Below are 24,894 nucleotides of genomic sequence, written 5' to 3' on the forward strand. Positions count from 1 at the left end.
ATCTCGGCCAGTAACGAGCCGAGACTTCCGCAGCGGCCACGACGTCACACCTGACCAGCAGAAATGACACAAGAGGTTCGGAAAGAGAACGACCTCTGAGTCATTCCCCCTTTGAAGACTTTTCTTTGAGCGTTGCCCGTGTGAAGGTCGTCAACGACTGGGAACAGCAGCGCACCGCCGCGACACAGGCGCCGTGCCGCGTCAACTCGCTCTGCTATCAGCCACTTGACACAGGAGGGGAACAACGTGTCCAGACTCAAGGTCGTCGCCGGAGCGGTCATTGCCGCCGCTCTCATCATGCCGACCAGCAGTGCGATCGCACTGAGCGCAAAGGGGGGCGGTGTCACCGCGACGTCGCCGTGGGACTCTGACTCCGGCGTGATCTCCGTGTATGACGGCAGCGCCGACGGCGACCCGGGCAAGGCGGAGTACTACCGTCAGGCCAGCCCCGACACCAAGCGGACGCTGTGGAACCACAGCGGTTCCGGCACGCGTGTCGTCTCGGGTGACGGCTCCCGCATCATCAAGTTCCAGGCGTGCGACGAGAATCACGCGGCTCCCGACGACTGCTCGGGCTGGGTCGCTCCGTAAGGAGACGACCACGTCAACCGCCGGGCCGGCAGCCCAATTGCCGGCCCGGCGGCTCATCTGTTTTCTGCCCGTGCATCTGGGCGCGACACGGCGCCCCGGTGAGGATCAAGGAGCGAACGAGGGTGTCTGCCGGAGAATCGGCCGGTTTGCAGGTGGAGGGCCTCCACTATCGCCTGGGCGAGCGTGTGTTGCTGGACGGTGTCGACCTGAGCGTCGAGCCCGGTGAGTCGGTGGCGGTCACCGGGCCGAGCGGCTCCGGCAAGTCGACGCTCCTGATGTGCGTTCTCGGCCTCGTCAGACCGGACCGCGGGGCCGTTCGGATCGGCGGGCAGGAGCTGACCGGGCTGCCGTCGGGGCGGTTAGCGCAGGTACGCCGCGAACGTCTGGGCACGATCTTCCAGTTCGGGGAGCTGCTGCCCGAACTCACGCCTGTGGAGAACGTGGCGCTGCCGATGCTGCTGGGCGGCGGCGACCACCGTGCCGCGTACCGGCGCGCCACGGAACTGCTGAGCGACCTGGGAGTGCCGCACGAGGGGACCCCGACCGGCATGCTCTCCGGCGGTGAGCGCCAGCGCGCCGCCGTCGCCCGCGCACTCATCACGGACCCCGCCGTCCTCCTCGCCGACGAGCCGACCGGCGCCCTCGACCCGGAGGCCAGGGAGGCCGTGGCCGACCTGCTGTTCGCTGTGTCTCTGGAGCAGGGTTGTGCCCTGTTGCTCGTCACCCACGACCTGTCGGTCGCCGCGCGGGCCCAGCGGGTGCTGCGGCTGGAGGCCGGCGTGCTGACCGACGCCCTGGACGGGGTGGGGGCGTGAACACGGTCGCCCAGCGGACACGCGGCACGGATTTCGCCACCGCACCCGCGGGGCGGGGCGGACGACTGTGGGGGCAGTTGCTCCGCATCGGGTTCGCGGCCGGGCGCGGCACCCCCGGTGACCGGCTGCGCTTCTGGGCCCTGTTCGCGGCCGCCGCAGCGGTCGCCGTGGTCGCTCTGGGGTCGGTTGCCGCGATCGCCACCTACGACGGGCGCGAGGCACGGGACCAGGCCCGCGGGCCGATGCTCACCGACCGGCGGCAGGACGCCGTCGCGCTGTGGAGAGAGGCCTTCGACGCGGTCGGCGAGGTCCAGCACTCCGTCATCTACGTCTCCCCGCTGAAAACCGACGCCCCGCCCCCGCCCGGACTGCCCCGCTGGCCGGCCCCCGGTGAGGCCATGCTTTCCCCTGAGCTGGTCCGCGAAGGCGGGAAGGAGCAGATCACCAGCCGGTACGGCCGCTACGCGGGCACGATCGGCAAGTCCGGCCTCGTCTCCCCCTCGGAACGCCTCGCCTACGTCCGGCCCGCTCAGACTCCGGACGAGCTCCGCAAAAGCGACGCCTGGCAGTACGCGGAGGGGTTCGGGCGCGCCTTCCCGATGGGCGAGAACCTGTACGGCCGCCCGCTCGGCCAGGTGCTGCTCACCCTCGGCGTACTGACCGGCCTACCGGCGGTGTCTTTGCTGGTCATCGCCGCACGCGTCGGCTCGCGCACCCGCGACCGCCGCAGTGGTCTGCTGCAGGCACTCGGCGGAGGGTGGCGGCACCGCGCTGTCGTCAACATCGGCGAGTCCGCCCTGTCCATCGCGGCCGGAACGGCCGTGGCGATCCTCCCGATGCTCGCCGCGTCGGCCACAGACCTCAGGATTCCGCCCACCGGCTACCTGCTGAACAGCGACGACCTGCGGGCGGCCTGGCCCATGACGCTCACCGCGCTCATCGTGTCCTTCGTGGTCAGTCTGGGCGCTGTGGTCGTGCTCCACCGCGTGGAACGGGGCGGCACTGCCACCCGGCCCCGTTCCTTCGCCTCGAAGGTTCCGCGGTGGCGGCTGTACGGGTGTGGCGCGGGCCTTGCCCTCGTGGCGGTCAGTCAGTACTTCAGGGGCACTCCCGGCCTCCTCGCGTTCGCCTTCGGCACGGTCGCGATGTGGGCACTGCTGCCGTCCGTGGCCGCCGCGGCCAGCCGCGTGCTGGGCGAGAAGTTCGCCGCACAGGGCTTCCGCGCCGGCCGTCCGGGCCAGCTGATCGGAGGGCGCTGGACGGTCGCGCACCCCGGTGTCGTGGTCCGGCTGGCAGTCGCCATGGTCATCGGGCTCGGGCTGGTCTGCCAACTCCAGGTGTGGAACAGCCGGCTGGGCGAGAAGGCGGCCGCGGCACGTGCCTCCGAGGCCCGCGTCGGCGACAGCCTGATCAGCGTCTACAACCGCGACATCACACCGCCGGCGGTCCGGGACCTCGCCGGCTCCCTCCCGACGGGGGCACACCTGTTCTCTCTGAACACCAACCCCGAGCAGCCTGCGCCGCTCCTCCAGGGATCCTGCGACGCCCTGCGGGCGCTGGGCCTGACGTGCCCCGCCGCGCCGGAGGCGGCCAAGGGCGGCGACCGGCGCCTGGAGGAGATCCGCAGGTGGTACGGGCCGGAGCTGCGCATCCAGGCCACCCCATCCGACCCCAGTCTCGACAAGCTCTACGGCCAGCTCCTTGTGATTCCCGAGGCCACGGGACAGCGTGCCCCAGTGGAGCGGGTGGCTTACGCGGTCGTGCCGGCCGTCAATGTCGAGACCCTGGGCGAGAACTGGCTGACCGGCGCCTCGAACAAGGCGCGACTGAACAACTGGATCCTGCTGTTCGGCTCCCTAGGCCTCGCCCTCCTGCTGCTCGCCGGCACCATCAGCGCGGCCGCCGAGTTCATGCGGGTCCGGCATGTCCTGGCGCCACTCGCCGTCCTGACCGGCAGCCACAGCATCTACCGATCAGTGGCGTTGTGGAACCTGACCACGCCCCTGCTGATCGCCACGTTCATCACCGGAGCCGTCAGCGCCTGGCACTCGCTGTTCTTCATCGCCGTCGTACAGGAGGGCAGCTTCTCCTGGCGCGTGCTAGCAGGCGCCATGACCGGGTGCGCCGCACTCGCCGTGGCGGTCGGACTCCTGGGCGGCCGCGCCGCGATCCGCGCCGCCCGCACCTGGCGACCGACAGCGGACTGACACCACACACCCCAAGGCCTGGGGCCGCCTCCTCGGGAGGCGGCCCCAGGCCTTCTATGTGAAAGAAACCGCCTTCATCACCCCCGCCACGTCCCTGGAAGTGACCCACGACCTCACGGACGTTGAGACGACCCAGCGGCAGCTCCATACGCAACACTCCGACCGCAATGACTGCGGCTGACCACCCGCACCCGGCCGGGCCGGGGCGCCGTACTGGACCGGGGCGCCGTGCCGGACGGGCGGCACCCCCGCGGTCGCACGGCCCGCAGCAGTCGTGCTCCTTCCGGTACGACCATCGCTCTCGCACGAGTGGTCCAACCGGACAACGCCCAACCCGATACCGGCCTGCCACTATCAACGAAACATGCTCAAGCCAACCTGTGTTGCGCGTCCTTATCGCCGCGGTACTCGCCGTCCTGCCCAACTTCCTCTCCCTGCCCACGTCCATACCCACGCCGCGGTCCAGACACTGTCCCTGGACGAGGCCGTCGACCGTCTGCCCGCAGGTGCCGAGTTTGGAAAAAGGCGCAGCGAAGCCGGCGCCTCGCTCCCCTGCAGACCACGCTCCTGAAGCACTCCGCGAGGTGGAACCTGCGCACGCTGATGACCTTCCACCAGAAGGTGGAGGAGACTGCGGTGTTCGCGGAGAAGCTGCCGGAGACGGCCGCTGAGCTGTACGTCAACGACGCCTCCGACGACGACCTGGCGAAGGCGGAGAAGCGGCCGAAGTCGTCCATCGACGCGAAGTTCTACGACCTGGAGGCCGGCCGCCACGTCCCGCCGGACCGGGTCTGGTCCGCCTGGCTGTGCGGCGACCACCTCGTCACTGAGCGGCGTGAGGTCCTGCACCAGTTTGCCAACGGCATCGACGCCAGCAACCGGCGCGTACACAGGGCGTTACTGGCGAGCGTTCGCGTGCTCGGGGAAGGCGTCGACATCACCGGCGAGCGGGGTGTAGAGGCCGTGTGCTTCACCGACACCCGCGGCTCCCAGGTCGAGATCGTCCAGAACATCGGGCGGGCACTCAGGCTGAACCGAGACGCCAGCAGGAAGATCGCCCGCATCATCGTGCCGGTCTTCCTCGAGCCCGGCGAGGACCCGACGGACATGGTCGCCTCCGCCTCGTTCCGCCCCCTCGTAGCCGTGCTCCAGGGCCTGCGCTCGCATGATGACCGACTCAATGAGCAGCTCGCCTCCCGCGCGCTGTCCCGGGGCAAACACGAGCGCAAGGTGCATGTTCAGCGCGATGAGGAAGGGCGGATCGTCGGGGCCGGCGGCAAGGTGGGCGAGGACCAGGAGCAGGACGACACGCAGGCCGCCGCCGATTCGGCCCCGCTCCACTTCTCCTCGCCCCGGGACGCGGGCACGATCGCCGCCTTCCTGCGTACCCGGGTGTACCGGCCAGAGTCCCTGGTCTGGCTGGAGGGCACCAGGCCCTCATCCGCTGGCGGGCGGAGAACGAGATCACCGGCCTCTACGCCGTCCCCTACGACGTGGAGACGACGGTGGGCATGACGAAGAACTGCCCGCTGGGGAGACGGGTGCACCAGCGGAGAAAGGCCCTGCGGGCCGTGAGCTCGAGGAGCGGCGCAAGACCCTGCTGGACGCGCCGGAGGCCGGGATGGTCTGGGAGCCGAGCGAGGAAGCGTGGGAGAACAAGCTGGCCGCCCTCCAGTCGTACCGGCGGGCGACCGGGCACCTCGCGCCGCGTCAGGACGCGATGTGGGGCGACAGCGAGGCGCTGGTGCCCATCGGGCAGCACATGGCCAACCTCCCCCGGAAGGGCGGCCTGGACAAGGACCCGGACCGAGCAGAGAAGCGGGCGGCGCAGCCGGCCGCGATCGATGAGGACTGGAACTGCCCCTGACCCCTGGACTGGCAACGGCACCACCGCGTCCTCGCCGACCTCGTCGACGCCGACGGCGTCCTGCCCTACATCGCCCCCGGCGTCACCTACGACGGCGACGACATCGGCACCTGGAGGTGGCAGCAACAGAAGGCCGGAACCCGGGCGCAGCTGATGCCCGAGCAACGGGAACGACTCGCCGCGCTGGGCATCCAGGTTGCTGAGCTTCCCTCCCCCGCCCCGGCGGCGGCCCGTACGACGAAGCCCGCCCGAGCAAAGCCCAAGCGGCGTTCCAGCGCGGCCTGGCGGCCCTCACGCAGTGGCAGGAGCGGGAAGGCGACCTGCCGGTACCAAGAGGTGCGGTCGTCGAGATCACCGTCGACGGCGAAGCCGAGCCGGTACCCGTCCGACTCGGTGTATGGATCTCCAACACCGCATCGAGAAAGGACCGGCTGAACATCGAACAACTCGAAGATCTCGCGAGGCTGGGCATGGACTGGGCGAAGCCGGTGCCGACCATCCAGGCGGCACCGGAGGCGGCCCGCCCTGCAGCCCGCCCCCAGGGCCGCCTCCGGCACAGCGTGACCACCACGACGAATGCGACAAGGCCTCCTACGAGGGCGGCACGTGCACCTGCGACCTCGTCGAGGAGTACGGACCGCCCTCCGAACACGACGACTACTGAGAGGCCGGTTTGTAACTTGATGTTCGGTTCATCGCTGGGCTCGGGTGGGAGGTGCTGTTCGGTCCGCCGTGCCGGAGAAGAGCGCGAGGCGGCCCGCCAGGGCTTCATCAACAGCCTCAGTGTCGTCGCCGCTTCCCCGGCTGGACTGCACCCTTGACCTCAACCTTGGTTGAGGCGCAACACTCGGCGCATGGAGATCACACAGAGCAGCACCATTCTCTTCCGCAATACCATGCGCATCACGGACGGTCACCTCGACGGTTTCCGGCGCGCCATCGCGCAGGCGGTGGCATTCGCTCAAGAGCACGGCCCTCAACTCATGGTCGAGGTCTTCATCGACGAGGAGCGGATGCTGGCGCACAGCTTCCAGCTCTACCGCGACTCCGAAGCCATCCGCGCCCACTGGCGGCTCTCGGATCCGTACATCCGCGAGGTGATGGAGCACTGCACCGTGCAGCACTTCGAGGTATTCGGTGCACCGGACCATGACATCGTGGCGGCTCTCAAGACCCCCGATGGCGAATCCTTCCCCTTCGTCGTCTCGCCGCGCCTCGTCGGCTTCAACCGTCTTGGGAGGCCCGGCTTGGGTGAATCACACTCTTAGTGGGGGGTTGATGACTCTTTGAGTTGATCTGCTGTCACCTGATGGTGTGGCTGCGGGGCAGAATCTGCCGGTCCGCGCTGGTTGATCTGGTGCTGTGACCGGGTGAGTGAACGCAGGCCGTACCCGAGCGACTTAGCGGACGAGCAGTGGTCGTTGATCGAGCCGGTGATCACCGCGTGGAAGGACCGGCACCGCTCGGTCAGCGGCCACCAGGGCGCCTACGACATGCGGGAGATCGTGAACGCGATTTCCTACCAGGGGTGGACCGGCTGCCAGCGGGCCTGTCTCCCGCACGACCTGCCGCCCAAGAGCGCGACCTACTACTACTTCGCCATCTGGCGGGACGACGGGACCGACCAGGTCATCCATGAACGCCTGCGCTGCCAGGTCCGTGAACGCGCCCGCCGATTAGAGGACCCGACCCTGGTGGTCCTGGACACCCAGAGTGTCCACGCGGCCGCCGGGGTCCCCGCCTCCACGAGTGGCCACGATCCGGCCAAGCGGGTGCCCGGCCGCAAGCGCGGCCTGGCCGTGGACGTCCTCGGCCTGGTCATCACGGTCGTCGTCCTCGCCGCGAACACCCACGACAACACCGCGGGCATCCTCCTGCTGGACCAGGCCGCCGAGCACGCCGACGGAAGCGTCCGCAAAGCCCTGGCCGACCAGGGCTTCAAGAACCAGGTCGTTCTGCACGGCGCCGGCCTCGGCATCGACGTCGAGATCGTCCAACGCAACCCGCAGGACAAGGGGTTCGTACCGCAGCCGAAGCGGTGGAGGGTCGAGCAGACCTACGGGATCCTGATACTGCACCGGCGCCTGGTCCGCAACTACGAGCACCGCCCCTCCTCCGCCTCCCGCGTCTACTGGGCGATGACCCACATCATGACCCGACGCCTCACCGGCGCGAACGCCCCCACCTGGCCCGCGGCGCAGGCGGTGACAGCATGAACATCCAGCCCCTGCTCGACGCCCTGGACCTCCAGGAAGACGCCGCCCGGGCCCTGGCCGACGACCTCCGCGCACAGATCGACGACCTGCAGACCCGGCTGCGGGAGGCCGAGACGCACCTGGAGCACCTCGCGATCACCCGCAAGACCGTCACCGGCCTCGCCGACCGGCTCCCGGCCACCACGCCGGAGCTGCCCGTGCACCCGGACTACCCCCGCATCCTCGCCGCCTTCAACCACGCGACCGGGCCGCTGCGGGCCGCGGACGTCTGCGAAGCCCTCGGCCACGAACTGCTGCCGAAGAACGTCGAAGGCACCCGCGCCAAGCTGAAACGCCTGGTCAAACTCGGAATCCTCACCGAGGCGATGAGATCCGCCAGATGCCGGGTGCGCTGCGCCCACACAACCTCCCGGGCCCAACCCTGCGTCTGCCATAACCATACGACGCTGCGGCGAGGCCGACGATGGCATCCGGGTTCGGGTAACGCCGCACGACGGTGGTGTGCTGGTGATGGGCCTCGAGGACCTCGGGCAGTCGGGTCAGGTCTACAGCGGGCGAGTAGAAGACACGGCGAGGGCCACGAGACCGCGCGGATCACGCCGCTGACCCCGTACGGCCACCACAAGCCGGCGATGGAACGGCTCGTCGCCGCATCCGGCGCCCTGTGGCTGGTGCTGCGCCTGAGCCATCTGGTCGGCCCCGACCAGCTCATCCCATCGCTTGTGCACCAGATCCGCTCGAGCGCGGTCACGGTCCACCATGGAGTACGTCTCGTCCCCGGGCAGCGGCATGGTAAGTCACTGGCCGGGCGGGAACAGCCGCCCCCTTGGTGGTGGCGAGCCCGCCGTGGACGGACCTGAGGAACCCGGGGACGGGGTCCCGTGGCACGTCGTGGAACCGGACCCCGCCCGCTCAGCCCCCGGGTCCCTCCGGTGCCGCGGGAGGCTCCGTCGGCGTCGGCGCCGGCCGAGTGAAGAGGACGGCGCGGGCCACCGGCGGAGCGAACAGCGCAAAGACGGGTCGGGCGAGCGTCAGTACGGCACGGAAGGCGCCGTCCACGACCGGGTCGCCGGGTGCCCTCTCCTGGACCCGGCGCAGGTACCAGTCCGCGACCCGGTCCGCGGGGCCGCCGTCGAGGGCGTTGCCAAGGGCACCCGGCATCTTGCGGTCCGCTCCGGCGGAGATGTCCCACGCCTGCCGGGAGGCCGCGAGCAACGCCCGCTGCACGCGCCGGGTCGTAGGCGTACGGCGCGGATCAGCGAGCGCGTCACGCAGGGCGACCGCGCTCATCGCGGCGACGGCCATGCCCTGGCCGTAGACCGGGTTGAAGGTGCAGAGCGCGTCACCGGTGGCGAGGAATCCCGCCGGCGGGCCGGGCAGGTCGTAGCGGCGGCGGACGTTGGCGGTGCGCCGGTAGCCGAATGGCGGGGAGAGCGGTTCGGCCTCATCCATCCAGCGGTCCAGGAGCGGATGGCCCAGTCGCTTGGTGTACGTCACGAACTGGTCCTCGTCCGTGGGCGGTTCGTCGCCGCGCAGCCCGGAGACGATCACCAGATGGGTGCCGTCCTCCAGAGGCAGCGCACCGCCGCCGTGCAGCTGGGAGGGGCCGGGATAGACGTAGTACCCGACGGTCGCACCGTCGAGAACCCCCTTCGGGCCGCGGTAGACGCGGGAAGCGTAAGCGAGCCCCGTGTCGAGGGTCTCCTCGTGTGGGGCCGCGGCACCGATCGCGGCGAGCCACTGCGGGGCCTTCGTACCGGCGCCGGAGGCATCGACGACCAGGTCGGCCTCCAGCGCCCGGGGTTCTGCGCGCGTGTCCCCGGACCGCTCCCGCAGCAGCACGCCCCGCACCCGCGAGGCGTCACCGAGGAGCCCCACGACATCGGCGCCCTCCACGGTGCCGATCAGCGGATTGGCGAGAACCCGCCGCCGTACCAGCTGCTCCAGTTGCGCGCGGGACCCGGTGTAGATGTGCGTGGAGGCGGACACCCGGCGGAACCAGCGCCCGGCCTGCCAGAGCACCATGTCCGACGGCATGCCCACCCACGGCGCGCCCGCCTCCCGCAACTCCGTGAGGAAGCCCGGCAGCAGGGCTTCCATAGCCATCTGCCCACCCTGCAGCAGCACATGGGGATGACGCCCCTGCGGCACCCCGGATCGCGGCTCGGCACCGCCCGGGAACCGGTCCCGCTCGACGACGGTCACCCGGTCGGCATGCCCGGCCAGCACATGCGCGGCGAGCAGCCCCGCGAGGCTCCCGCCCACGACCACCACATGCCGCCCACCCCGACGGCCCGCACCTACGGCAGAGTTCACCGGCCCACTCCCTGGTCGCCCCGACACCGAGTCGACACAGTATCCCGCCGCCCAGGCCAGGTTGACCGAATTTCAGCCCTTCTGCCGACGTTGTCACGTTGTTGTGTGCGTGATGGCCTGATGGTGCGTCGGAGCGTGACGGGCCCTCGGCCCGAGCTTGTGTTCAGGACGTGGTGGACGGACCGGCGGCGCCGGTGGCCTGGTCCCGGATGGCGAAGCGGATGGTCATCTCGGCGCGGCAGCCGGTGGCGGTCATCAGGTGGCGGTGGGGCCGGAAGTGCGGTGAAATGCCGCTGAACGCGGACAGGAACCGCTGGGCTCCGCCGCCGGAGCGGAAGCCCTTCATGGCGCGTTCGCGCTGCCGGGTGGGGTGATGGCCGTTTTCGGCCCGGTTGTCCAATCCCTTGTGACAGCGGTGCTCGACCAAGGGCATGACCTCGCGGTGTGCCGCACGGTAGGAGCGCAGCTTGTCGGTGACGATCACCCGTGGCACGTACTCCAGGCCCTTCAAGAGCCGACGGAGGTACCGCATGGCGGCGCGGGTGTCGCGCTTGGGCTGGACGAGGATGTCCAGCACGTTGCCGTGCTGGTCCACCGCCCGCCACAGGTAGTGCCGCTCGCCGTTGATCCTGACGAAGACCTCGTCCAGATGTCATGTGCCCCCGGACGAGGCCGGCGGCGTCGCAGGTTGTTCGCGTAGGCCTGCCCGAACTTGGCCCACCAGCGGCGGGCCGTTTCGCAGGAGACGATGACGCCGCGTTGGAGCATTGGCTTCTCCACCTCGCGGAACGACAGCGGAAAACGGAAGTACAGCCACACGCAGTGGGAGATGACCTCGACCGGGTAGCGGTGCCCCTTGTACGACGGCGACGCACTCCCCCACGGACGATCCTTCCCAGCGTGATCAACGTGAGGATGGCGTCGATCACCGGCTTGTAAGGATCCCGCCGCGTCTCCCGCGGCTTCATCTGCTTCCGCGGTTCCGGCAACGCCGAGATGAGGGCCCTCTGCACGGTCTCGTAGCCGACGCCGTACTTCCGCATGAGCGCCCGCAGCGACATGCCGGTCCTGGCGTCACGGCGGATCGCCGCGTACAGATCGACCTTGGACTTCGGCAGCACCCGGGCCCCCTCGTCGTGCAGAGCACAACCATGGTCCCGAAGCAAGCACCGAGGCGTTTCCAGAACTCAGCGACCTCACTCTCCCGTGGAACCGGGCGTTCCCGCCGCTGAGCATCAGACGTTTCTGCAACTCACCTACAAAGCCGGTCTGGACGGTCCGGGCCGTCGGTGGCCTCCTTGAGCGTGAGCGCAGGAGGCCACCGGCAGCGTTACGTTCTCAGCGGTTGGTCCACAGGTTCCAGAAGAAGGTGCCCTCGGCGCACTGGTAGCGGTCCCAGTGCCCGCGGTCGATGCCCTGCTGGCCGGCGGTCTGGCAGCCGCCCAGGGTGAAGTACTTGCCGCGGTGGACGTCGAGGCCGTCGGCCGCCTGGACGGCGGACACCCGGTGGGAGGCCGCGCCGGGTGCGGCGGCGGCCGGCGCCGCCGCGCCCAGGCTGCCGAGTCCGACGACGGCGAGGGCTGCGAAGGCGGACAGTGCGGTGCGTACACGCATGATGAAGATCCTTCCGGTAGGGGTTCGAGTCGGTCCGTGCGGCGTCCGCCGGCACGGCCACGAGCACCGGCACGCTCACCCTTGGGGGTGATCCGCTCAGCCGGTATGCCGAGTTTGCGCAGGAAACGGCACCCTTACAACCAGATCCCGGTTGCTTCACCGATGTCGGGATAAATACAGTCCTGACCTGCTGGGACATCCCCGTCCCGGGACACGGGACAGCCGACGGGGACGCGGTTGCCCCCTTCGCGGAAAGGCCCGATCGATGACCGGCCCACAACCGGACCCCCGCGCGGCAGCACGGAAGCTGGGAAACGCCCTGCGCAGCCTGCAGCAGCAGTCGGGGCGCACACTGCGCAGCCTGGAAGCCGAAATCCGGATCAGCGACTCGTCTCTCTCCCGCTACTTCCGCGGCGAGACCGTGCCGGCCTGGCCCGTGGTGCGGGACCTGTGCCGGGCACTGGGCGCCGACCCCACCGAGTACCGCGCCCTGTGGGAAGCAACCGACCCCACCCGCCACCAGGAGCCGGCCTCCAACGCCGGCGCCCGCGACAGCAACAGGGATGGCGATGAGGCTGCCGGATCCTCAACCGCACCCCGCCCGGTCCGCCGGCTCCGGCTGCTCAGGCCATGGTCCCGCCGCCGGATCATCGCGACAGCCGCCCCTCTCGTGGCCGGCGGCCTGGTGACAGGCCTGCTGCTCCTGCTCCCCGCACAGAACGAGCCCGGCGCCACGCCCGCGCCAGGCGCCGCAGCCAAGACAGGCAGCAGCGCCGGCGTCCTCGTCCACAACGTCGAAAAGCCCTGCCAAAAACCCCGCACGCACACCTGCGCGCTGTCCCTGGCCTACAACCCCTACCGTCCCTACACCACCACCAACTCCGCCGGCCGCGTCTGGCACCACGACCTCCTCCAAGCCCACTGCACCATCGCCAACGGCGTCACCGTCACCGACGAGAACCACAAACACACCAGCATCTGGATCCAGGTCACACACCACGGAAAACACCTTTGGCTCCCCGGAATCCGCGTCCACCCCGACCACCTCAGCCAACTCACCACCGTCCTACCCCTCTGCACGCCCTGAAGAGCGCCGACCATCCAGCGAGAACGACCCAGCAGCGCCCAGGCCTATGCGGTAGACGACGCAGGAGGGCTTCTGCGGCACACCGCTCCCGGCACTGCCGGCAGCAGCCGCAGTCATCCGGCTCCGACACCACCCCACACCAAAGGCCGGCGTCCACCAGCGGGTCCTGGCCGCCCGGCTCGCACGCCGGCAGCCCACTGTGGCCGAGGTTTTGTGCCCTCTACTCACAGGTGCAGCGGGGCCAGGCCGAGGGGTCTGCACGAATCGTTCCTGGTCCCTGTCGCACCGCAAGGCCGGGCCGGTGGCTGGCTCTCCTGGTGCGCCGCGTTGCCCGGTGCGGAGCGCGAGGCCCGCCTCCTCCGGATGCGTAATATGCTCCATATGCAGTCGAATATTACGTCCGTGCGTGGCAAGACCGTCATACGACGGGCTGTCGCCCGGGACGCCAAGCGGCTTACGCGACTCGTGCGCGGCTCGCGCGCCTACGAGGGCCAGTACGCCGCGATGGTCGCGGACTACCGCGTCGGGCCCGACTACATCGAAACTCATCGGGTCTTCGTGGCCGTCGACGCCGATGATTCCGCGGGCCGGGTGCTCGGTTTCTACTCGCTGATCCTCGCCCCGCCGGAGCTGGACCTGCTCTTCGTCGAGGACGGGGCGCAGGGCCGCGGCATCGGGCGGCTGCTCGTCGAGCACATGAAGGCCGAGGCGCGCGCGGCGGGGCTGGACCGTGTCCGGGTGGTGTCACATCCTCCGGCCGAGGGTTTTTACCGCGGCGTGGGCGCGCTGCTTACCGGGACCGCCTCCGCGAACCCGCCCGCGGTGGCGTGGGACCGGCCCGAGCTGGAGTTCTTGATCCCGTGACTGCCGACCCGACTCCTGGCGCCGCTGGACGCCACGTTCCAGGGCTACCGGGTGGGCATCCGGCTGAATTACGCGCGCGCCGCCGCCCGGAAGGCCGCTGAGATAGAGCGGCTGCGCGCCGAAGGCCTGCCCATTCCGTCGGCGGCCGGCACCCTATCGGAAGAACGCCGCGAGCAGCTGGAAGAGATCGACCCGTCCTGGTGCCCCACCTGGCCAGTGGAATGGCAACGCGCCTTCCACCTCACCCGGCAGCACCTGGACGAAGGCGGCGAGCTGCCCAAGTCGCCGGGTGACGTGGTGCGCCAAGGCGAAGGAGCGGACAGCCGTCGACCGCAGTGGTGGGGCGGATCCCGCTGGTGGGCGAGAGGGGGTTTCGCGGTCGCTCGGGAGCGGCTACGCGGGGCTGATGACGAGTGTGGCGATGTGCGCGTCGTCGATCGTGAAGCCGTATACGAGGTCGGCGACGCCGCCAGGGAAGTCTCCCTCGATGCGCTGGGTCACGTTCCAGTGCTCCGTGCTGCGCCGGACGGCGGCGGTGGGAGTGGTCGTGTAGGTGTACTCGGTCGAGGAGCGGCTGAGCCAGCTGCGGATCTCCTCGCGGCCGCAATACGGGCTGGCGTCGTCCACGACCACTGCGGCGGGGGTGAAACAGTCGGCCGCTGCTGGAACGTCGCCCCGGGCGTGCGCGTGGAGGTAGGCGCGGACGACACGTGGCAGGCGTCCGAGGTCGGTCGGGGTCGAATTCATCTCTCTCCTTGTCACCGTGGGATTGCCGCCAGTGTGGGCGGGCTAGATGGTGGGGACGGTGCCGCCGTCGATCGTGTGTTCGGCGCCGGTGATGGCACTGGCCCGGTCGGAGGCGAGGAAGGCGACGAGTTCGGCCACCTCCTCGGGGCGTGCGGGGCGGCCGAGGGGTATTCCGCCGAGGGCCGCCAGGACCTGTTCCCAGGCTGCTGCATGGTCCATGGCCTGGGATTGGGCGATGCGGGCGACGAGGGCTGTAGTCGCTTCGGTCTCGATCGCGCCCGGGGAGACGACGTTGACGCGTACTCCGTCAGGGGCCAGCTCACGGGCGAGCCCTTTGCTGTAGGTGGTCAGCGCTGCCTTGGCCGCGGCGTAGCCGAGTGTGGCGTCGAAGAGTGGCAGCCGGCGCTGAATGGACGAAACGTGGATGACGGCGCCGTGGCCGGCCCTGCGCATCGCCGGCAGCAGCGCGCGGTCCAGGCGGACCGCGGCGAGCAGGTTCAGGGCGAGCTCGTCCTGCCAGTGCTCCTCGGTCAGGGCGGCGAACCCTCCGGCGGGCGAGTGGGATCCGCCGAGGGTGTGCACGAGGACGTCGAGGGTGCCGGGCCGCTCGTGCACGGCGGTGACGACGGTGTCGATGCCCTCGGGCGACGTCAGGTCGGCAGTGATGAAGGAGTGCTCGTGGGCGGCGTCCGCGGGTGCTGTGCGCGCCGTGGCGAGCACGGTGGCGCCGGCCACGCGAAGACGTGCCGCGATCGCGGCACCGGTGCCTCTGCCTGCGCCGGTGACGAGGGCGAGACGTCCCTCGAGGTCGAGAGAAGGGGATGTTGTGCTGGTCATGCCCGTGAGCGTGCGGCCTCCCTTGTCGGGAGGGTCAAGCTGCTCAACCCTCCCTCTGCGGGAGGGTGCACAGTAGGACGCATGCTGACGATCGGCGAATTCGCGCAGATGACCCACCTGAGCGTCCGGACTCTGCGCCGCTACCACGAGGCGGGGCTGCTGGAACCGGCCCGGGTGGACCCGTCGAGCGGCTACCGGTACTACGACGCCGCCCAGATCCCCGTCGCGCAGGTGATCTCCAGACTGCGGGAGCTCGATGTGCCGCTCGCGAACGTCCGGAAGATTCTCCTCACGCAGGACCCGGCCGCGCGTGCGGCGCTTGTGGCCGAACACCTCCAACGGCTGGAGGAGCAGCTGGCACGCACCCAGGCGGCCGTCGCCTCCCTGCAGCGGCTGCTGCGCCCGGAGCCGGCCGGCGTCGCCGTCGAGCTGCGGCAGGTGCCCGAACAGCTCGTGGCCGCGGTGGAAGCCACCGTCACGCACGCGGACGTGCTCGCCTGGTACGCGGGTGCGATGGCCGAGCTCGATACGGTCGTCCGCGAGCCGGTGGGGCCCGCCGGCGGGCTCTACGACAACGCGCTGTTCACCCACGGGCGGGGACACGTCCTCGTGCACGTCCCGATCGCCGAGCCCGTACCGGCCGTGGGACGGGTCCGCAGCATCGAGCTGCCGGCGGCGGAACTCGCTGTCGCGGTGCATGGAGGCGCCCATGACACGATCGACGTGACCTACGGTGAGCTCGGCAGGTGGGTGGCCGACCACGCTCTCGCCGTGGCCGGGCCGGTATGCGAGACCTACCTCGTCGGCCCGCGCGACACCCCGGTCGCGGCCCACTGGCGGACGGAGATCGGCTGGCCGGTGTTCCGCGTCACCGGCGCAGTGTGAACAGCCGCCGTTCAAGGTCCGCCGACGAGCCGACCCTGCAGACATACGACCTCTCAGTACTCCAGCGGCGGATCGTGTACTGAGCCGGCGGTTGTCGATGTCCTGGCATGGAGGGGTGATGGAAGTCGGTTGCCGGCGTGGGTATTTGGAGTCGGTAGGCGAGCGAGGGGCGGGCCGTTGCGGTCGGGCGTATCCGCCGTGGCGGATGCGGGACCGTGTCCGCGCTCAGCTGAGCCAAGCGGCAACGAAGAGCGACTGGCAGCTTGCGCAATGCCGGGCGGCGCGGGGCAGGTCATCGCACTCCGGACGGCTTTGGGCGGCTGTTGAACAGCAGCGTCTGGGATGCGGAGGCCCTGCGTGACGATGTCCGTGCCTACGTCGGTGAGCGTCTCGGTCCGGACGGAGTGCTGATCATCGACGACGGGTTCGTCAAGAAAACCACCGCGCGGCGCAAAGGCCCGCACTTGGTTCGCGCGGGCGGCCGTCCGTGGAGTCCGCCGCTGGAGGACCGGGTTCTGCGGGTCGCCGCCTGCCGGCGCACGAATCTGACGTGGCGGCAGCCGGCTTCCCCGTTCGGGATGGCGAAGTCAGCCGCGGGCCGGATCGTGCGGCAGCCTGAGCCCTCGCTCGCGCTGTGGCCGGGCAGTCGCTTCAGCACGGCTGGCTCTCCGGGCTTTCAGGCGTGGCCCGCGCCGTAGAAGCGGACGTAGTCGATGGTCATCGTCGCGGGGGATGGCGTCGAGGCGTCGGGCGGACCCGGCCAGTCGCCTCCGACGGCGACGTTGAGCAGCAGGTGCATGTCCTGTTCGAAGACCCAGTCGCGCGGTGAGGGGAGCTTCGAAGGAGTCAGGGTGAAGTACGGCTTTCCGTCGACGGACCAGGTGATGCGGTGCGGCTGCTTGTCGACGGCGTAGGTGTGGAAGGCCGCCGAGGCGTCGGCGGTCAAGGTGGCGGCTTCGCCGATCCCGTTCTCGTTGTAGTAGGTCGGTCCATGGGCGGTGCCGTACACCGTCCGCGGTTCTCCGCCGACCACCTCGCAGATGTCGATCTCACCCTGTCCGGGCCACTCGGCTCCGTTGTCTCCCAGCATCCAGATCGCGGGCAGCAGTCCCGTGCCCGTGGGCATCTTCGCGCGGATCTCCGCCCGTCCACGCGTCAGTGCGACCTTTCCCTCCGTGGTCAGGCGGGCCGACGTCCAGGGGCAGGACTCCTCGGTGAAGCACGGCAGTTCGGCCCCAGGTGGAGCCGGACGCGCCGACACCTCAAGGTGACCCGCGCCGTCAAGAGCGGAGTTGGCCGCGTCGTCCGTGTAGTACTGCAACTCGTTGTTGCCCCATCCCTCGGCCTCCCGGTTCCCGGTCTCGGTGTTCCAGGACCTCTCCGACGGGCGGGTTCCCGCCGCTCCGTCGAACTCGGCCTGCCAGAAAGGCTTTTCCCCGGCCGGCTCCGGGCGGTGCGTGCGCGTCGGAGCCGTGCCGCAGGCGCCCAGCAGGCCGCCCAGGGCCAGTACGAGTGCCAGGCTGGTCCGTCGGTTCACCGCGCTGCTCCTGAATGAGCCCTCACCGGAAAATGCATACCGCACGAACCATACAAAGGGCCTTGTACACCTGGCCGGGCGGGGTCATGACAGACATGAGGGAGTCCTGTGGCGGGCTGTCCCGTCAATGATCTCTGGATCACCTCGGGCGGGGCCGGCCGCCGCCCGACCCTCTGATCTGTCCGGCAATCGTGAGGGTGTGGCGGCAGGTGATGCCGAGGATGGCGTGATGAAGCCCGCGTCTTCCAGACGGCAGTCGCACAGCGACTTCCAGGTCTGCATACGGGCGAAGGTGCGGTGGTGCCGTTCGCGTCGAAGTACTGCTCGACGACGCTACGGGGCCGCGGGCAGCCGAGGTGGGCACGGACCAGTGGATGAGTCCGGAGCTCGATGAGGAAACCAAATTGACCCGATCGGCCGTCAGTTCTTCTTCAGCTCCTCGGCGAGCATCACAAGGATGCCGCTGGGACCGCGGACGTACGTGAGCTTGTAGACGTCCTCATAGGTCGCCACACCGCGAAGCGGACGGCATCCGTGCTTTGCGGCCACCTCAAGGGCTTCATCGATGTCGTCGACTGAGAAGGCGACGCGATGCATGCCGATCTCGTTGGGAAGAGTGGGCTTCGACTCGATCGCTTCGGGGTGGATGTACTCAAAGAGCTCAAGGCGACCGTGACCGTCTGGCGTCTGGAGCATCGCGATGTTGGCGTGATTGCCATCAAGGCCGACGGCAGTGTCGGTCCAGTCACCGCTGACCGTGTCACGGCCGACGACCGTGAGGCCGAGGTCGGTGAAAAAGGAGATCGTTGCTTCGAGGTCGCGAACGGCGATGCCGACGTTCTCGAGTTTGATGGCCATGCGTTGCATGCTACCGAGCCGGGCGGATCAAGTACTGGCGGCAAGGACGCGGCCGTGTACCTGGACACTGTCGAGGTCGACCGTGACCTGTCCACCGGCGTCCGGAGCGCGTTGGCCCGGTGGTAAGGACATCGATCAGGCGGGAGACCGGCGGGTCAGAGGCGACCGGGCCGAAGACGGCCGGCTCGCACCGCAGCATCGCGACATCCGCAAGGCAGTCACCGCCGAGCTCGACCGCCAGGGCGACGTCCAGGAAAACCTCGTCTTGTGAACCGTCTCGACCAGCAGTACCGCACCGCCTGTCCTCGTCCCGCGGGAGCTCGTCGGCGTGCGGGAGCAGTCCGTCGTCCTGCTGCAGTTGGCTCAGGTCACCAGCGCCTGTCCGGCGGATCAGGCCGGCTGTGCGGTCCGGCATGTGTCACCGCAGGTGAGCGGAGCCGATGAGGTGGCCCCGCGCGAGGTTGTCCGACGGCCAGGCTGACTGAGACGGGCTCGGTGTTGTCGTCTGCGGCGCCATGTCGACCAGTGCAGGATGCGGTCGACCGGGGTAGGGCGCGGTGGGTGAGTCGGGTGATCAGGCGTCTGATCTCGGCGAGCTGGGGTGGATGAGCTGGGACGGTGAAGGCGGCGGGGACACCGAGGGCGCGTACGGTCTCGACTTCGGCGATCTCGTCCGGCGAGTTCGGGCCGACGTTGCCGGGACACGCTTTGATCTGCGACAGCAGATCCTGCGGGAGGCGCGGGACGGATCCGGAGGCCTTACGCAGTGTTCACCAGCTGATGCCGGCCGCCACCGGCAGGTGGTCGCTGCCGGTGGCCGGCAGCGACCACGAGCTCTCCGGCTCGACGCCGCGGACCAGGATCTGGTCGATCCGCACCACCGGGAACTTCGCCGGCCAGCTGAAGCCGAAGCCGTCCCCGGCCGCGTCATGGGCCGAGCGCAGCTGCGAGGTGATGTCGGCGAACGCGCGGTCGTCGGTGGTGCCGTTCAGGTCGCCGAGCAGCACCACCCGCTCGTTCTGCTCGGCGGCGATGGCCTTGCCGAGCGCCTGCGCGCTTCTGTCCCGCGAGTCCGTCCAGAAGCCCGCCCTGGGATTCACCCGTGCGGACCCCAGGTGGGCCACATAGACCGCCAGCGGCCCCTGGTCCGTGGCCGCCGTGGTGCGCAGCGCCCGGGTCGAGTCCGTTTTGAAGTCGGCCGACTTGGTGCCCGCCAGCTGCCCGAAGTTCAATTTGATGTCGACCGGCCGGGTGTCCGACAGCGGCAGCTTGCTCCACAGCCCGACCGTGCCCCGGACCGTGTGGTACGGGTACGCCTTCGCCAGGCCCTCCTCGTACAGCGGCTTCGCCTGCGGGGTGACCTCCTCCAGGGCCAGCAGGTCCGCGCCGGAGGCGGCCAGGTCGCGGGCGGTGCCGACCGGGTCGGGGTTGCCGGCGCCGACGTTGTGGCTGGCCACAGTGAGGTCGCCGCCCGGGTGGGACTTGTCGCCGAGCAGCCCGCCGAAGAGGTTCAGCCACACCATGACCGGCAGCAGCAGCGCGACAACCGCGGAGGCGGAGCGGCGCCACAGCGCCCCGGCCAGCAGCACCGGGATGAACAGGCCGAGCCACGGCAGGAGGGTCTCCGCCAGGCTGCCGAGGTTCCCGATCCGGTTCGGGATCTTCGCGTGCAGCAGCATGAACAGGCCCAGCAGCAGCGCCAGCGCCGCGAGCACCAGGCCGCGCTTCCACGGCCCCGGCCGGGAGCCGACACGGATCACCCGGCGGATGCCCGCGCGCCAGGTCCCGGCCCCGGTGTCCCGGCGGAGGCCGCCCTGCCCGGTCTCCGCCGTGTCCACCTGCGCCGTCGGCCGGCCTCGCTCACTGTCGGTGTTGCCCGTACGAAGAGTGCTGGTCACTGCTGCGTCCTCGGGTCCTGGATGGGGTCGGCGTTCATTCTGTCAACGGCCATTTCGTTCTCCCCGTAGGTGGCCGGAAGTTCGCCCCGATGGTCCATCGAGATGGCTTTGATCCACCTTTCCCGGCGCGGTCACAGAGAGTGACGACACTCAGTCCGCGAGAAGGATTCGCCATCGGAGGAGGTCGAATCCGCCCGGCCGCACCCGTCCCTTTTGATCCGCCTCGCCCTGTTGACGTGCCCCTCGATCTTGCCGGAGCCCCACTCCTCGAAACCGCCCGGTCAGCCCCTCTGCCTGCCCGACGAACGTCCGGCGACCGTGCCCCGGCGTCCCGCAGAGGAACCGCCGGACCAGGAGTTCCATGACGACCTTCCGCCCCGCCACCGCCAGGTCGGCCGGACGTCGGTGGTAACGCCCGTGGATACGGAGGGACGTGCTACCGCACCTGGGGCAGGGTGCCTGCCGGCTCACCGCCCGCGCCGCGACGGCCGCCGCCTGCGCATCCACTGGGAACGGCGCGACGACATCCACGAAGCCTTCCCCGGCCTCGCCACCTGCCTCATCACCCACCGACACGTCCAACGCCTCTGTTAGGACCGCTGGAGCGCACTCCCCGCCTTCCATACCTCCCACGACAGGTTCCAGCCGTTGAGACCGTTGGCCGCATCGACGGTCGCCTCGCCCGAGTTCTCCACGATGACGACGTCGCCGAGCATCGAGCTCTCGTAGAACTTGTAGCCGTCCATGGAGCCGTCGTTTCCCCCTTGGACGTCGCGCAGGCCGACGCAGCCATGGCTGGTGTTCACGTGTCCGAACACGGAGGGGTGGGCCCAGTAGTTGCCGTGAATGAAGGTGCCGGAGATGGTCAGCCGCTGGGCGTGCGGGACGTCCGGGATGTCGTACTCGTCGCCGAGGTCGACCGTCGAGGACTTCATGCGGGTCTGCTCGACCCGTTCGCTGATCACCATGATCCCGGACCAGGTGGCGTACTTCGCGTCGCCGCCGGTGACGGGATAGGTGGCGACGGTCGCACCGTCCCGCCTGACGGTCATCATCTTGCTGTAGAGGTCGACGGTGCTGATCTGCTCGCGCCCGATGTGGAAGGTGAGGTCCTCGCGCTGGACCCCGTAGAAGCCGTCCGCGCCCTCGACGTCCTTCAGTCGCAAACCGAGCCTGATCGTCGTGCCGGACGCCCAGTAGGACTCCGGCCGGAAGTCGAGCCGGGTGTCGCTGAACCAGTGACCGACCACCTCGACCGCGGGTTCGGCGGTCACCGCGATCGCCTTTTCGACGGCGGCCTTGTTCGTGACCGCGTGCGTGAAGTTGATCGACACGGGCATGCCGACGCCGGACGTGGAGCCGGCCTCGGGGGTGACGTGGCCGACGAAGGGTTCCGTGCGCGACTCGGTGGTGAAGGTCGCGGTCTTCTGAGCGGCGCCTTCCGAGGCGTTCGCCGAGCCGCTGCGGTTGGCCAGGACAACGGCCGGCACCGCACCGAGCGCGGCGAGGACACCCCGCCGTGACCACTGCCCGGACCCGTTCGATGTGTGTGCAACGCCCACGGCACGCCCTTCTGAGATGTCGATCAATGCGCGTACATCATGCACCTTTTGCGTGGATTATCACGAATACCCCGCCGCAATCCGAGATTTCGGCGAGACGCCAAGCGCTCGAAGCCGCTGTTCTCCGTGGAGGGGGTATGGGCGCACGTCAAGCGCAGCCTGGCCAACCTCGCCGTGGCCGCCCTGGACCGGCTCGAAGCAGGCAACCGGCTCAAACGCCTTCGGTGCCGGCCAGTCACCCTCGACGGCTTCATAACCGGCACCGGCCTGGCCCTCGACGATCCAGCCTCACCCTGACGAGCCGAAGCCAGTAACGCCCGGGACTTCGGGCAGCGGCCCTCACACCCCCGGGGGCCGGGCGCGCAGCCGGTCGATCTCGGCGAGCACACAGTCCACATGCGGACGCACCTGCGCCTGCAAGGCGTCGCTCCAGCTCTCTTCGGAATAGGGGCAGTCGAGATAGAGCTGCCTGGCGTGCTCGAGGACGGCACGGTGCTCGGGCGGGAGCTGGGCGAGGGCCCAGTCGGCAGCGGCGTCCTTCGACCTGATCCGGCCAGTGGCGAGCGTGGTCCAGATGCGGGCGAAGGTCAGCAGGACGTTGCGGGTGTCGCTGTCCAGCTCGTCGAGCAGGTTGGGGATCCCCGCCACGCTCGCCTGGACCAGGTCGGCCGGCGGGACCGGGTCGAGGACCTGCGCCGGGCGCGGGCCGATGAGGGGGTGGTCGCCGGCCAGCGCCATAGTGATCAGCAGGGCCAGATCGGGCATCGGCTCCGGCTGGGGGACCTTCCCGGCCTCGTACTGCGCGCGCAGCCACTCGCCGTAGAGGAAGTCGCCGGTCGGCGGGTACCGCCACGGCCGGACCTCGGACTGGACGACCACGGTGAGCTCGACCGGGCGGGCCTTGTTTGGGGAACCGGAGATACGGAGCAGTCCACTGAGGAGGGTCCGTCGGTCCTGCTCGTCCATGCGCCGCCGGGAGACGACCAGCACGTCCACGTCGCTGGCCGGCCTGAGTTCGCCGAGCACGGAGGAGCCGTGCAGGTAGGTGCCGATGACATCGTGGCCGAGCACACCGCCGACCAGCTTCACGATCTCCTGAACCTGATTCACTGCCTCAGCGTCTCCTACCGTCCGGCGGACCGCACAGCAGGGTGCGACTTCGGATGGTCAGGGAGTACAGGTGTGCCGAGAGAGCCGGCGGATGCCGGACAGGACGGCTTCAGGCTCATCCGCAAGTGCCGGTCCACCTCCGACGGCTTGGTTCTCTGTTCGAGACAACCCGGCCGCCTGCGGCCATATCGGCTTCCGGCGACGCCGTCCGGCAGCGGTCAGCCCGCCACCATCCGTGTACCGCGAAAGTTCGCCCTGCCGAGCCGAAGTCAGCATTCCAGCCACATCCCGTCGCGCATGATGACTCTCCCGCGTAGCTCTGGCTCGCCGCGCCAAGCGCGCACAGTCCTCGGAACCACGCATACATACAGAAAGGAACCCTCTTCCACGCGTGGATCCCACCCGAACTTGTCGGCGAACGCGTCCGCTGCGCCTGAGGGCACCTCCTGGGCCGGGAAGCACTCCGCCTCACCCTGGAGGAGCACCACGTCGAAGGTGTCCGGTAGCGACAGGCGCACGCGCGGCTCTTTGCGGACGTTTCGCGCAGTCACGGAAGTGGCGCTGGTGCACATCCACACTGCTCGCCCATCCCACAAGAACCACAGCGGCACCTGGTGCGGCCCGTGATCAGGGTGAGCCGTCGACACCCATACATCCCGCTCGGTGACGAGCCGCTCCAGAGCGTCGCGCATACGCTCCGCCGTCTGGCGACGAACGATTCCCGTGGTCTCCATGAGGACCGACCCTAGCCAAGCAGGCGTGAAGCGCGCCTGAGGCGCAGGACCTACTCCCAGCGACCGATGAACCCCTCGGCTTTTGGCACGGGGCGACCGACTTCGGTGCTCAGCGTGGCCAGCGGAAGTACCCAATCCCAGGAGGCCCGGCACAGGACGTTCTGCATGCCGTGTGATTTCGGGCCCCCCCGATTCACCTCGCGATCGTCCAGCAGTTCTTGCGCGGTGGGTCAGACAGCAAGCCCAGCACCAACCGCCCGAGGCTGCGGCTCGCCCATGTTCGTCGCCCGCGTCCACAGTGAGATATCACTGCTCGTCGCGACAGCGAAGGTGTGTCCGGAGGGCGAGAACCCGACTGCCCGAAGTTCGGAGTAGTACGAGTGGAAGATGTGCCACCAACTACCTCAGAGAAGCGGTCGGGTTATCTCCGCTCTGGGCCTGCCGAATACGCTCGACAACCATCTTCGTGATGTCCATCAACCGATCGGACACTTCACTGTCCTCGGCCCAGCCATACTCGACCTTCGCGATGACAGCCCCCTGCCGCACGTTGAAACCACGGCCTCCCCACCCATCCGCCGGAGACATTGCTTCGTAGCCGTCGATCTCGTCCCCGGGAGGGTTCTGCCCCACCTCGCCCACCGTCCCCTCGCCCTCGAACATGGCGTCTGCTGTAGTCGGGTCGTCGAACGAGATCAGCCGAACCACCACCTCCTGCGAGTCGAGATCGGTGTAACCGCCCGAGCCCACGGCGACGGCTTTGGCACACATGTCGTCACGCCACTCCTCGGACTGGCAAATGAACGGATCAGACATGTCCCATGCCTTCACGGTGCGCTCCTGAGACACGTCCGGGGGCATGTTGATCCCCCTGGGGAGCACACCTTCCAGCAACTCCGGGTACAGCACCACTGCCTGGGAGTCCGTCTTGGCAGCGGCCGACGTCTGTGCGGCGCTACCTCCCTCGGCGGCGGACTCTCCACCTTCTGAGCTGCACGCTGCCGTCAACGCACACATGACGACAATCGCGGCCGAACCGGCCAAGTTCCTCGCAGTGAGGTTCCCCCGCTGCGTGGGAGTGGCTGACTAGCAGGTCAGGGCGGTTTGACGTGGTTTCAGGTTCACTGGTTCGGTCGCTGCCTGGCTGGC

The 24,894-nt window shown here is 69.3% G+C and carries 21 protein-coding genes and 6 pseudogenes; 13 read left to right on the top strand and 14 right to left on the bottom strand.

The window, feature by feature from the left end:
• Nucleotides 1-246 precede the first annotated feature (246 nt).
• The 7 genes and pseudogenes from IE178_RS34080 to IE178_RS36450 all read left to right on the top strand — a co-directional run bounded on the left by IE178_RS34080 (nucleotide 247) and on the right by IE178_RS36450 (nucleotide 8,556).
• The gene (locus IE178_RS34080; protein ID WP_318280400.1) at nucleotides 247-591 is read left to right on the top strand and encodes a hypothetical protein; all 345 of its coding nucleotides are present in this window, start codon (nucleotides 247-249) and stop codon (nucleotides 589-591) included.
• Nucleotides 592-713: 122 nt separating this feature from the next.
• Nucleotides 714-1,406 (top strand): ABC transporter ATP-binding protein, encoded by a 693-nt coding sequence (locus IE178_RS34085; RefSeq protein ID WP_318280401.1) that lies wholly within the window; start codon nucleotides 714-716, stop codon nucleotides 1,404-1,406.
• Nucleotides 1,403-3,613 (top strand): permease, encoded by a 2,211-nt coding sequence (locus IE178_RS34090; RefSeq protein ID WP_318280402.1) that lies wholly within the window; start codon nucleotides 1,403-1,405, stop codon nucleotides 3,611-3,613. The genes IE178_RS34085 and IE178_RS34090 overlap by 4 nt, the downstream gene beginning before the upstream one ends.
• Nucleotides 3,614-4,132: 519 nt before the next feature.
• Nucleotides 4,133-5,962: pseudogene (locus IE178_RS34095) on the top strand (helicase associated domain-containing protein); the annotation flags it as partial.
• A 372-nt stretch (nucleotides 5,963-6,334) separates the two neighbouring features.
• On the top strand, nucleotides 6,335-6,748 hold the full coding sequence (locus IE178_RS34100) for a hypothetical protein (RefSeq protein WP_193514943.1): 414 nt from the start codon (nucleotides 6,335-6,337) through the stop codon (nucleotides 6,746-6,748).
• A 102-nt stretch (nucleotides 6,749-6,850) separates the two neighbouring features.
• Complete coding sequence (locus IE178_RS34105; protein WP_193514944.1) at nucleotides 6,851-7,696, top strand: IS5 family transposase; 846 nt, start codon at nucleotides 6,851-6,853, stop codon at nucleotides 7,694-7,696.
• Nucleotides 7,693-8,556 (top strand): hypothetical protein, encoded by an 864-nt coding sequence (locus tag IE178_RS36450; RefSeq protein WP_318280404.1) that lies wholly within the window; start codon nucleotides 7,693-7,695, stop codon nucleotides 8,554-8,556. The genes IE178_RS34105 and IE178_RS36450 overlap by 4 nt, the downstream gene beginning before the upstream one ends.
• 52 nt (nucleotides 8,557-8,608) lie before the next feature.
• Here IE178_RS36450 and IE178_RS34115 read toward each other — a convergent pair whose 3' ends face one another.
• From IE178_RS34115 to IE178_RS34125, 3 genes and pseudogenes are all read right to left on the bottom strand, one after another.
• A complete protein-coding gene (locus IE178_RS34115) occupies nucleotides 8,609-9,961 on the bottom strand; it encodes an FAD-dependent oxidoreductase (protein WP_193514961.1) in 1,353 nt (450 codons plus the stop codon).
• 214 nt (nucleotides 9,962-10,175) lie between these two features.
• Nucleotides 10,176-10,843, bottom strand: a pseudogene (locus IE178_RS34120) (IS6 family transposase).
• 507 nt (nucleotides 10,844-11,350) lie between these two features.
• On the bottom strand, nucleotides 11,351-11,626 hold the full coding sequence (locus IE178_RS34125; RefSeq protein ID WP_184765718.1) for a hypothetical protein: 276 nt from the start codon (nucleotides 11,624-11,626) through the stop codon (nucleotides 11,351-11,353).
• A gap of 265 nt (nucleotides 11,627-11,891) precedes the next feature.
• Here IE178_RS34125 and IE178_RS34130 point away from each other — a divergent pair, with 265 nt between their 5' ends.
• Together IE178_RS34130 and IE178_RS34135 are read left to right on the top strand one after the other, a co-directional pair.
• Nucleotides 11,892-12,713 carry a helix-turn-helix domain-containing protein gene (locus IE178_RS34130; protein ID WP_193514945.1) on the top strand — a complete coding sequence of 274 codons (822 nt, stop codon included), beginning with the start codon at nucleotides 11,892-11,894 and terminating at the stop codon, nucleotides 12,711-12,713.
• 381 nt (nucleotides 12,714-13,094) lie between these two features.
• Nucleotides 13,095-13,577, top strand: a complete 483-nt coding sequence (locus IE178_RS34135) for a GNAT family N-acetyltransferase (protein ID WP_318280403.1) — start codon at nucleotides 13,095-13,097, stop codon at nucleotides 13,575-13,577.
• A 393-nt stretch (nucleotides 13,578-13,970) separates the two neighbouring features.
• Here IE178_RS34135 and IE178_RS34140 read toward each other — a convergent pair whose 3' ends face one another.
• Together IE178_RS34140 and IE178_RS34145 are read right to left on the bottom strand one after the other, a co-directional pair.
• Entirely contained in the window at nucleotides 13,971-14,324 is a 354-nt protein-coding gene (locus IE178_RS34140; RefSeq protein WP_193514947.1) for a nuclear transport factor 2 family protein, read from the bottom strand.
• A 42-nt stretch (nucleotides 14,325-14,366) separates the two neighbouring features.
• Nucleotides 14,367-15,161 carry an SDR family oxidoreductase gene (locus IE178_RS34145; protein WP_193514948.1) on the bottom strand — a complete coding sequence of 265 codons (795 nt, stop codon included), beginning with the start codon at nucleotides 15,159-15,161 and terminating at the stop codon, nucleotides 14,367-14,369.
• 81 nt (nucleotides 15,162-15,242) lie between these two features.
• Between IE178_RS34145 and IE178_RS34150 the strand changes: the two genes are divergently transcribed.
• Complete coding sequence (locus IE178_RS34150; protein WP_193514949.1) at nucleotides 15,243-16,046, top strand: MerR family transcriptional regulator; 804 nt, start codon at nucleotides 15,243-15,245, stop codon at nucleotides 16,044-16,046.
• Nucleotides 16,047-16,164: 118 nt separating this feature from the next.
• A pseudogene (locus IE178_RS37025) lies at nucleotides 16,165-16,492 on the top strand (IS701 family transposase); the annotation flags it as partial.
• 230 nt (nucleotides 16,493-16,722) lie between these two features.
• Here IE178_RS37025 and IE178_RS34160 read toward each other — a convergent pair.
• From IE178_RS34160 to IE178_RS36675, 5 genes and pseudogenes are all read right to left on the bottom strand, one after another.
• On the bottom strand, nucleotides 16,723-17,583 hold the full coding sequence (locus tag IE178_RS34160) for a glycoside hydrolase family 16 protein (RefSeq protein ID WP_193514951.1): 861 nt from the start codon (nucleotides 17,581-17,583) through the stop codon (nucleotides 16,723-16,725).
• A gap of 420 nt (nucleotides 17,584-18,003) precedes the next feature.
• Nucleotides 18,004-18,441 carry a VOC family protein gene (locus IE178_RS34165; RefSeq protein ID WP_184765726.1) on the bottom strand — a complete coding sequence of 146 codons (438 nt, stop codon included), beginning with the start codon at nucleotides 18,439-18,441 and terminating at the stop codon, nucleotides 18,004-18,006.
• A 57-nt stretch (nucleotides 18,442-18,498) separates the two neighbouring features.
• Nucleotides 18,499-18,703: pseudogene (locus tag IE178_RS34170) on the bottom strand (IS1380 family transposase); the annotation flags it as partial.
• A gap of 508 nt (nucleotides 18,704-19,211) precedes the next feature.
• Nucleotides 19,212-20,201, bottom strand: coding sequence for an endonuclease/exonuclease/phosphatase family protein (locus IE178_RS34175; protein ID WP_193514962.1), 990 nt, complete (start codon nucleotides 20,199-20,201; stop codon nucleotides 19,212-19,214).
• Nucleotides 20,202-20,489: 288 nt separating this feature from the next.
• Complete coding sequence (locus tag IE178_RS36675) at nucleotides 20,490-20,870, bottom strand: transposase family protein (RefSeq protein WP_193514952.1); 381 nt, start codon at nucleotides 20,868-20,870, stop codon at nucleotides 20,490-20,492.
• On the opposite strand from IE178_RS36675, the pseudogene IE178_RS36470 reads away from it, so the two are divergent.
• Nucleotides 20,829-20,933, top strand: a pseudogene (locus tag IE178_RS36470) (IS5/IS1182 family transposase); the annotation flags it as partial. The gene IE178_RS36675 and the pseudogene IE178_RS36470 sit on opposite strands and share 42 nt — an antisense overlap.
• On the opposite strand, the gene IE178_RS34185 reads toward IE178_RS36470, so the two are convergent.
• Entirely contained in the window at nucleotides 20,930-21,901 is a 972-nt protein-coding gene (locus IE178_RS34185) for a L,D-transpeptidase (protein ID WP_193514953.1), read from the bottom strand. The pseudogene IE178_RS36470 and the gene IE178_RS34185 overlap by 4 nt on opposite strands.
• Nucleotides 21,902-22,009: 108 nt before the next feature.
• Here IE178_RS34185 and IE178_RS34190 point away from each other — a divergent pair.
• Nucleotides 22,010-22,198, top strand: a pseudogene (locus tag IE178_RS34190) (IS630 family transposase); the annotation flags it as partial.
• Between the two features lie 42 nt (nucleotides 22,199-22,240).
• On the opposite strand, the gene IE178_RS34195 reads toward IE178_RS34190, so the two are convergent.
• The 3 genes from IE178_RS34195 to IE178_RS34205 form a co-directional block, all read right to left on the bottom strand.
• Nucleotides 22,241-23,011 carry an aminoglycoside adenylyltransferase family protein gene (locus IE178_RS34195; RefSeq protein ID WP_193514955.1) on the bottom strand — a complete coding sequence of 257 codons (771 nt, stop codon included), beginning with the start codon at nucleotides 23,009-23,011 and terminating at the stop codon, nucleotides 22,241-22,243.
• 269 nt (nucleotides 23,012-23,280) lie between these two features.
• Nucleotides 23,281-23,745 carry a pyridoxamine 5'-phosphate oxidase family protein gene (locus IE178_RS34200; protein ID WP_193514956.1) on the bottom strand — a complete coding sequence of 155 codons (465 nt, stop codon included), beginning with the start codon at nucleotides 23,743-23,745 and terminating at the stop codon, nucleotides 23,281-23,283.
• A 399-nt stretch (nucleotides 23,746-24,144) separates the two neighbouring features.
• Nucleotides 24,145-24,657, bottom strand: a complete 513-nt coding sequence (locus IE178_RS34205) for a hypothetical protein (protein ID WP_193514957.1) — start codon at nucleotides 24,655-24,657, stop codon at nucleotides 24,145-24,147.
• Nucleotides 24,658-24,894 lie beyond the last annotated feature (237 nt).

It is taken from the genome of Streptomyces griseoloalbus, assembly GCA_014650015.1.
Taxonomy (GTDB): Bacteria; Actinomycetota; Actinomycetes; order Streptomycetales; family Streptomycetaceae; genus Streptomyces; species Streptomyces griseoloalbus.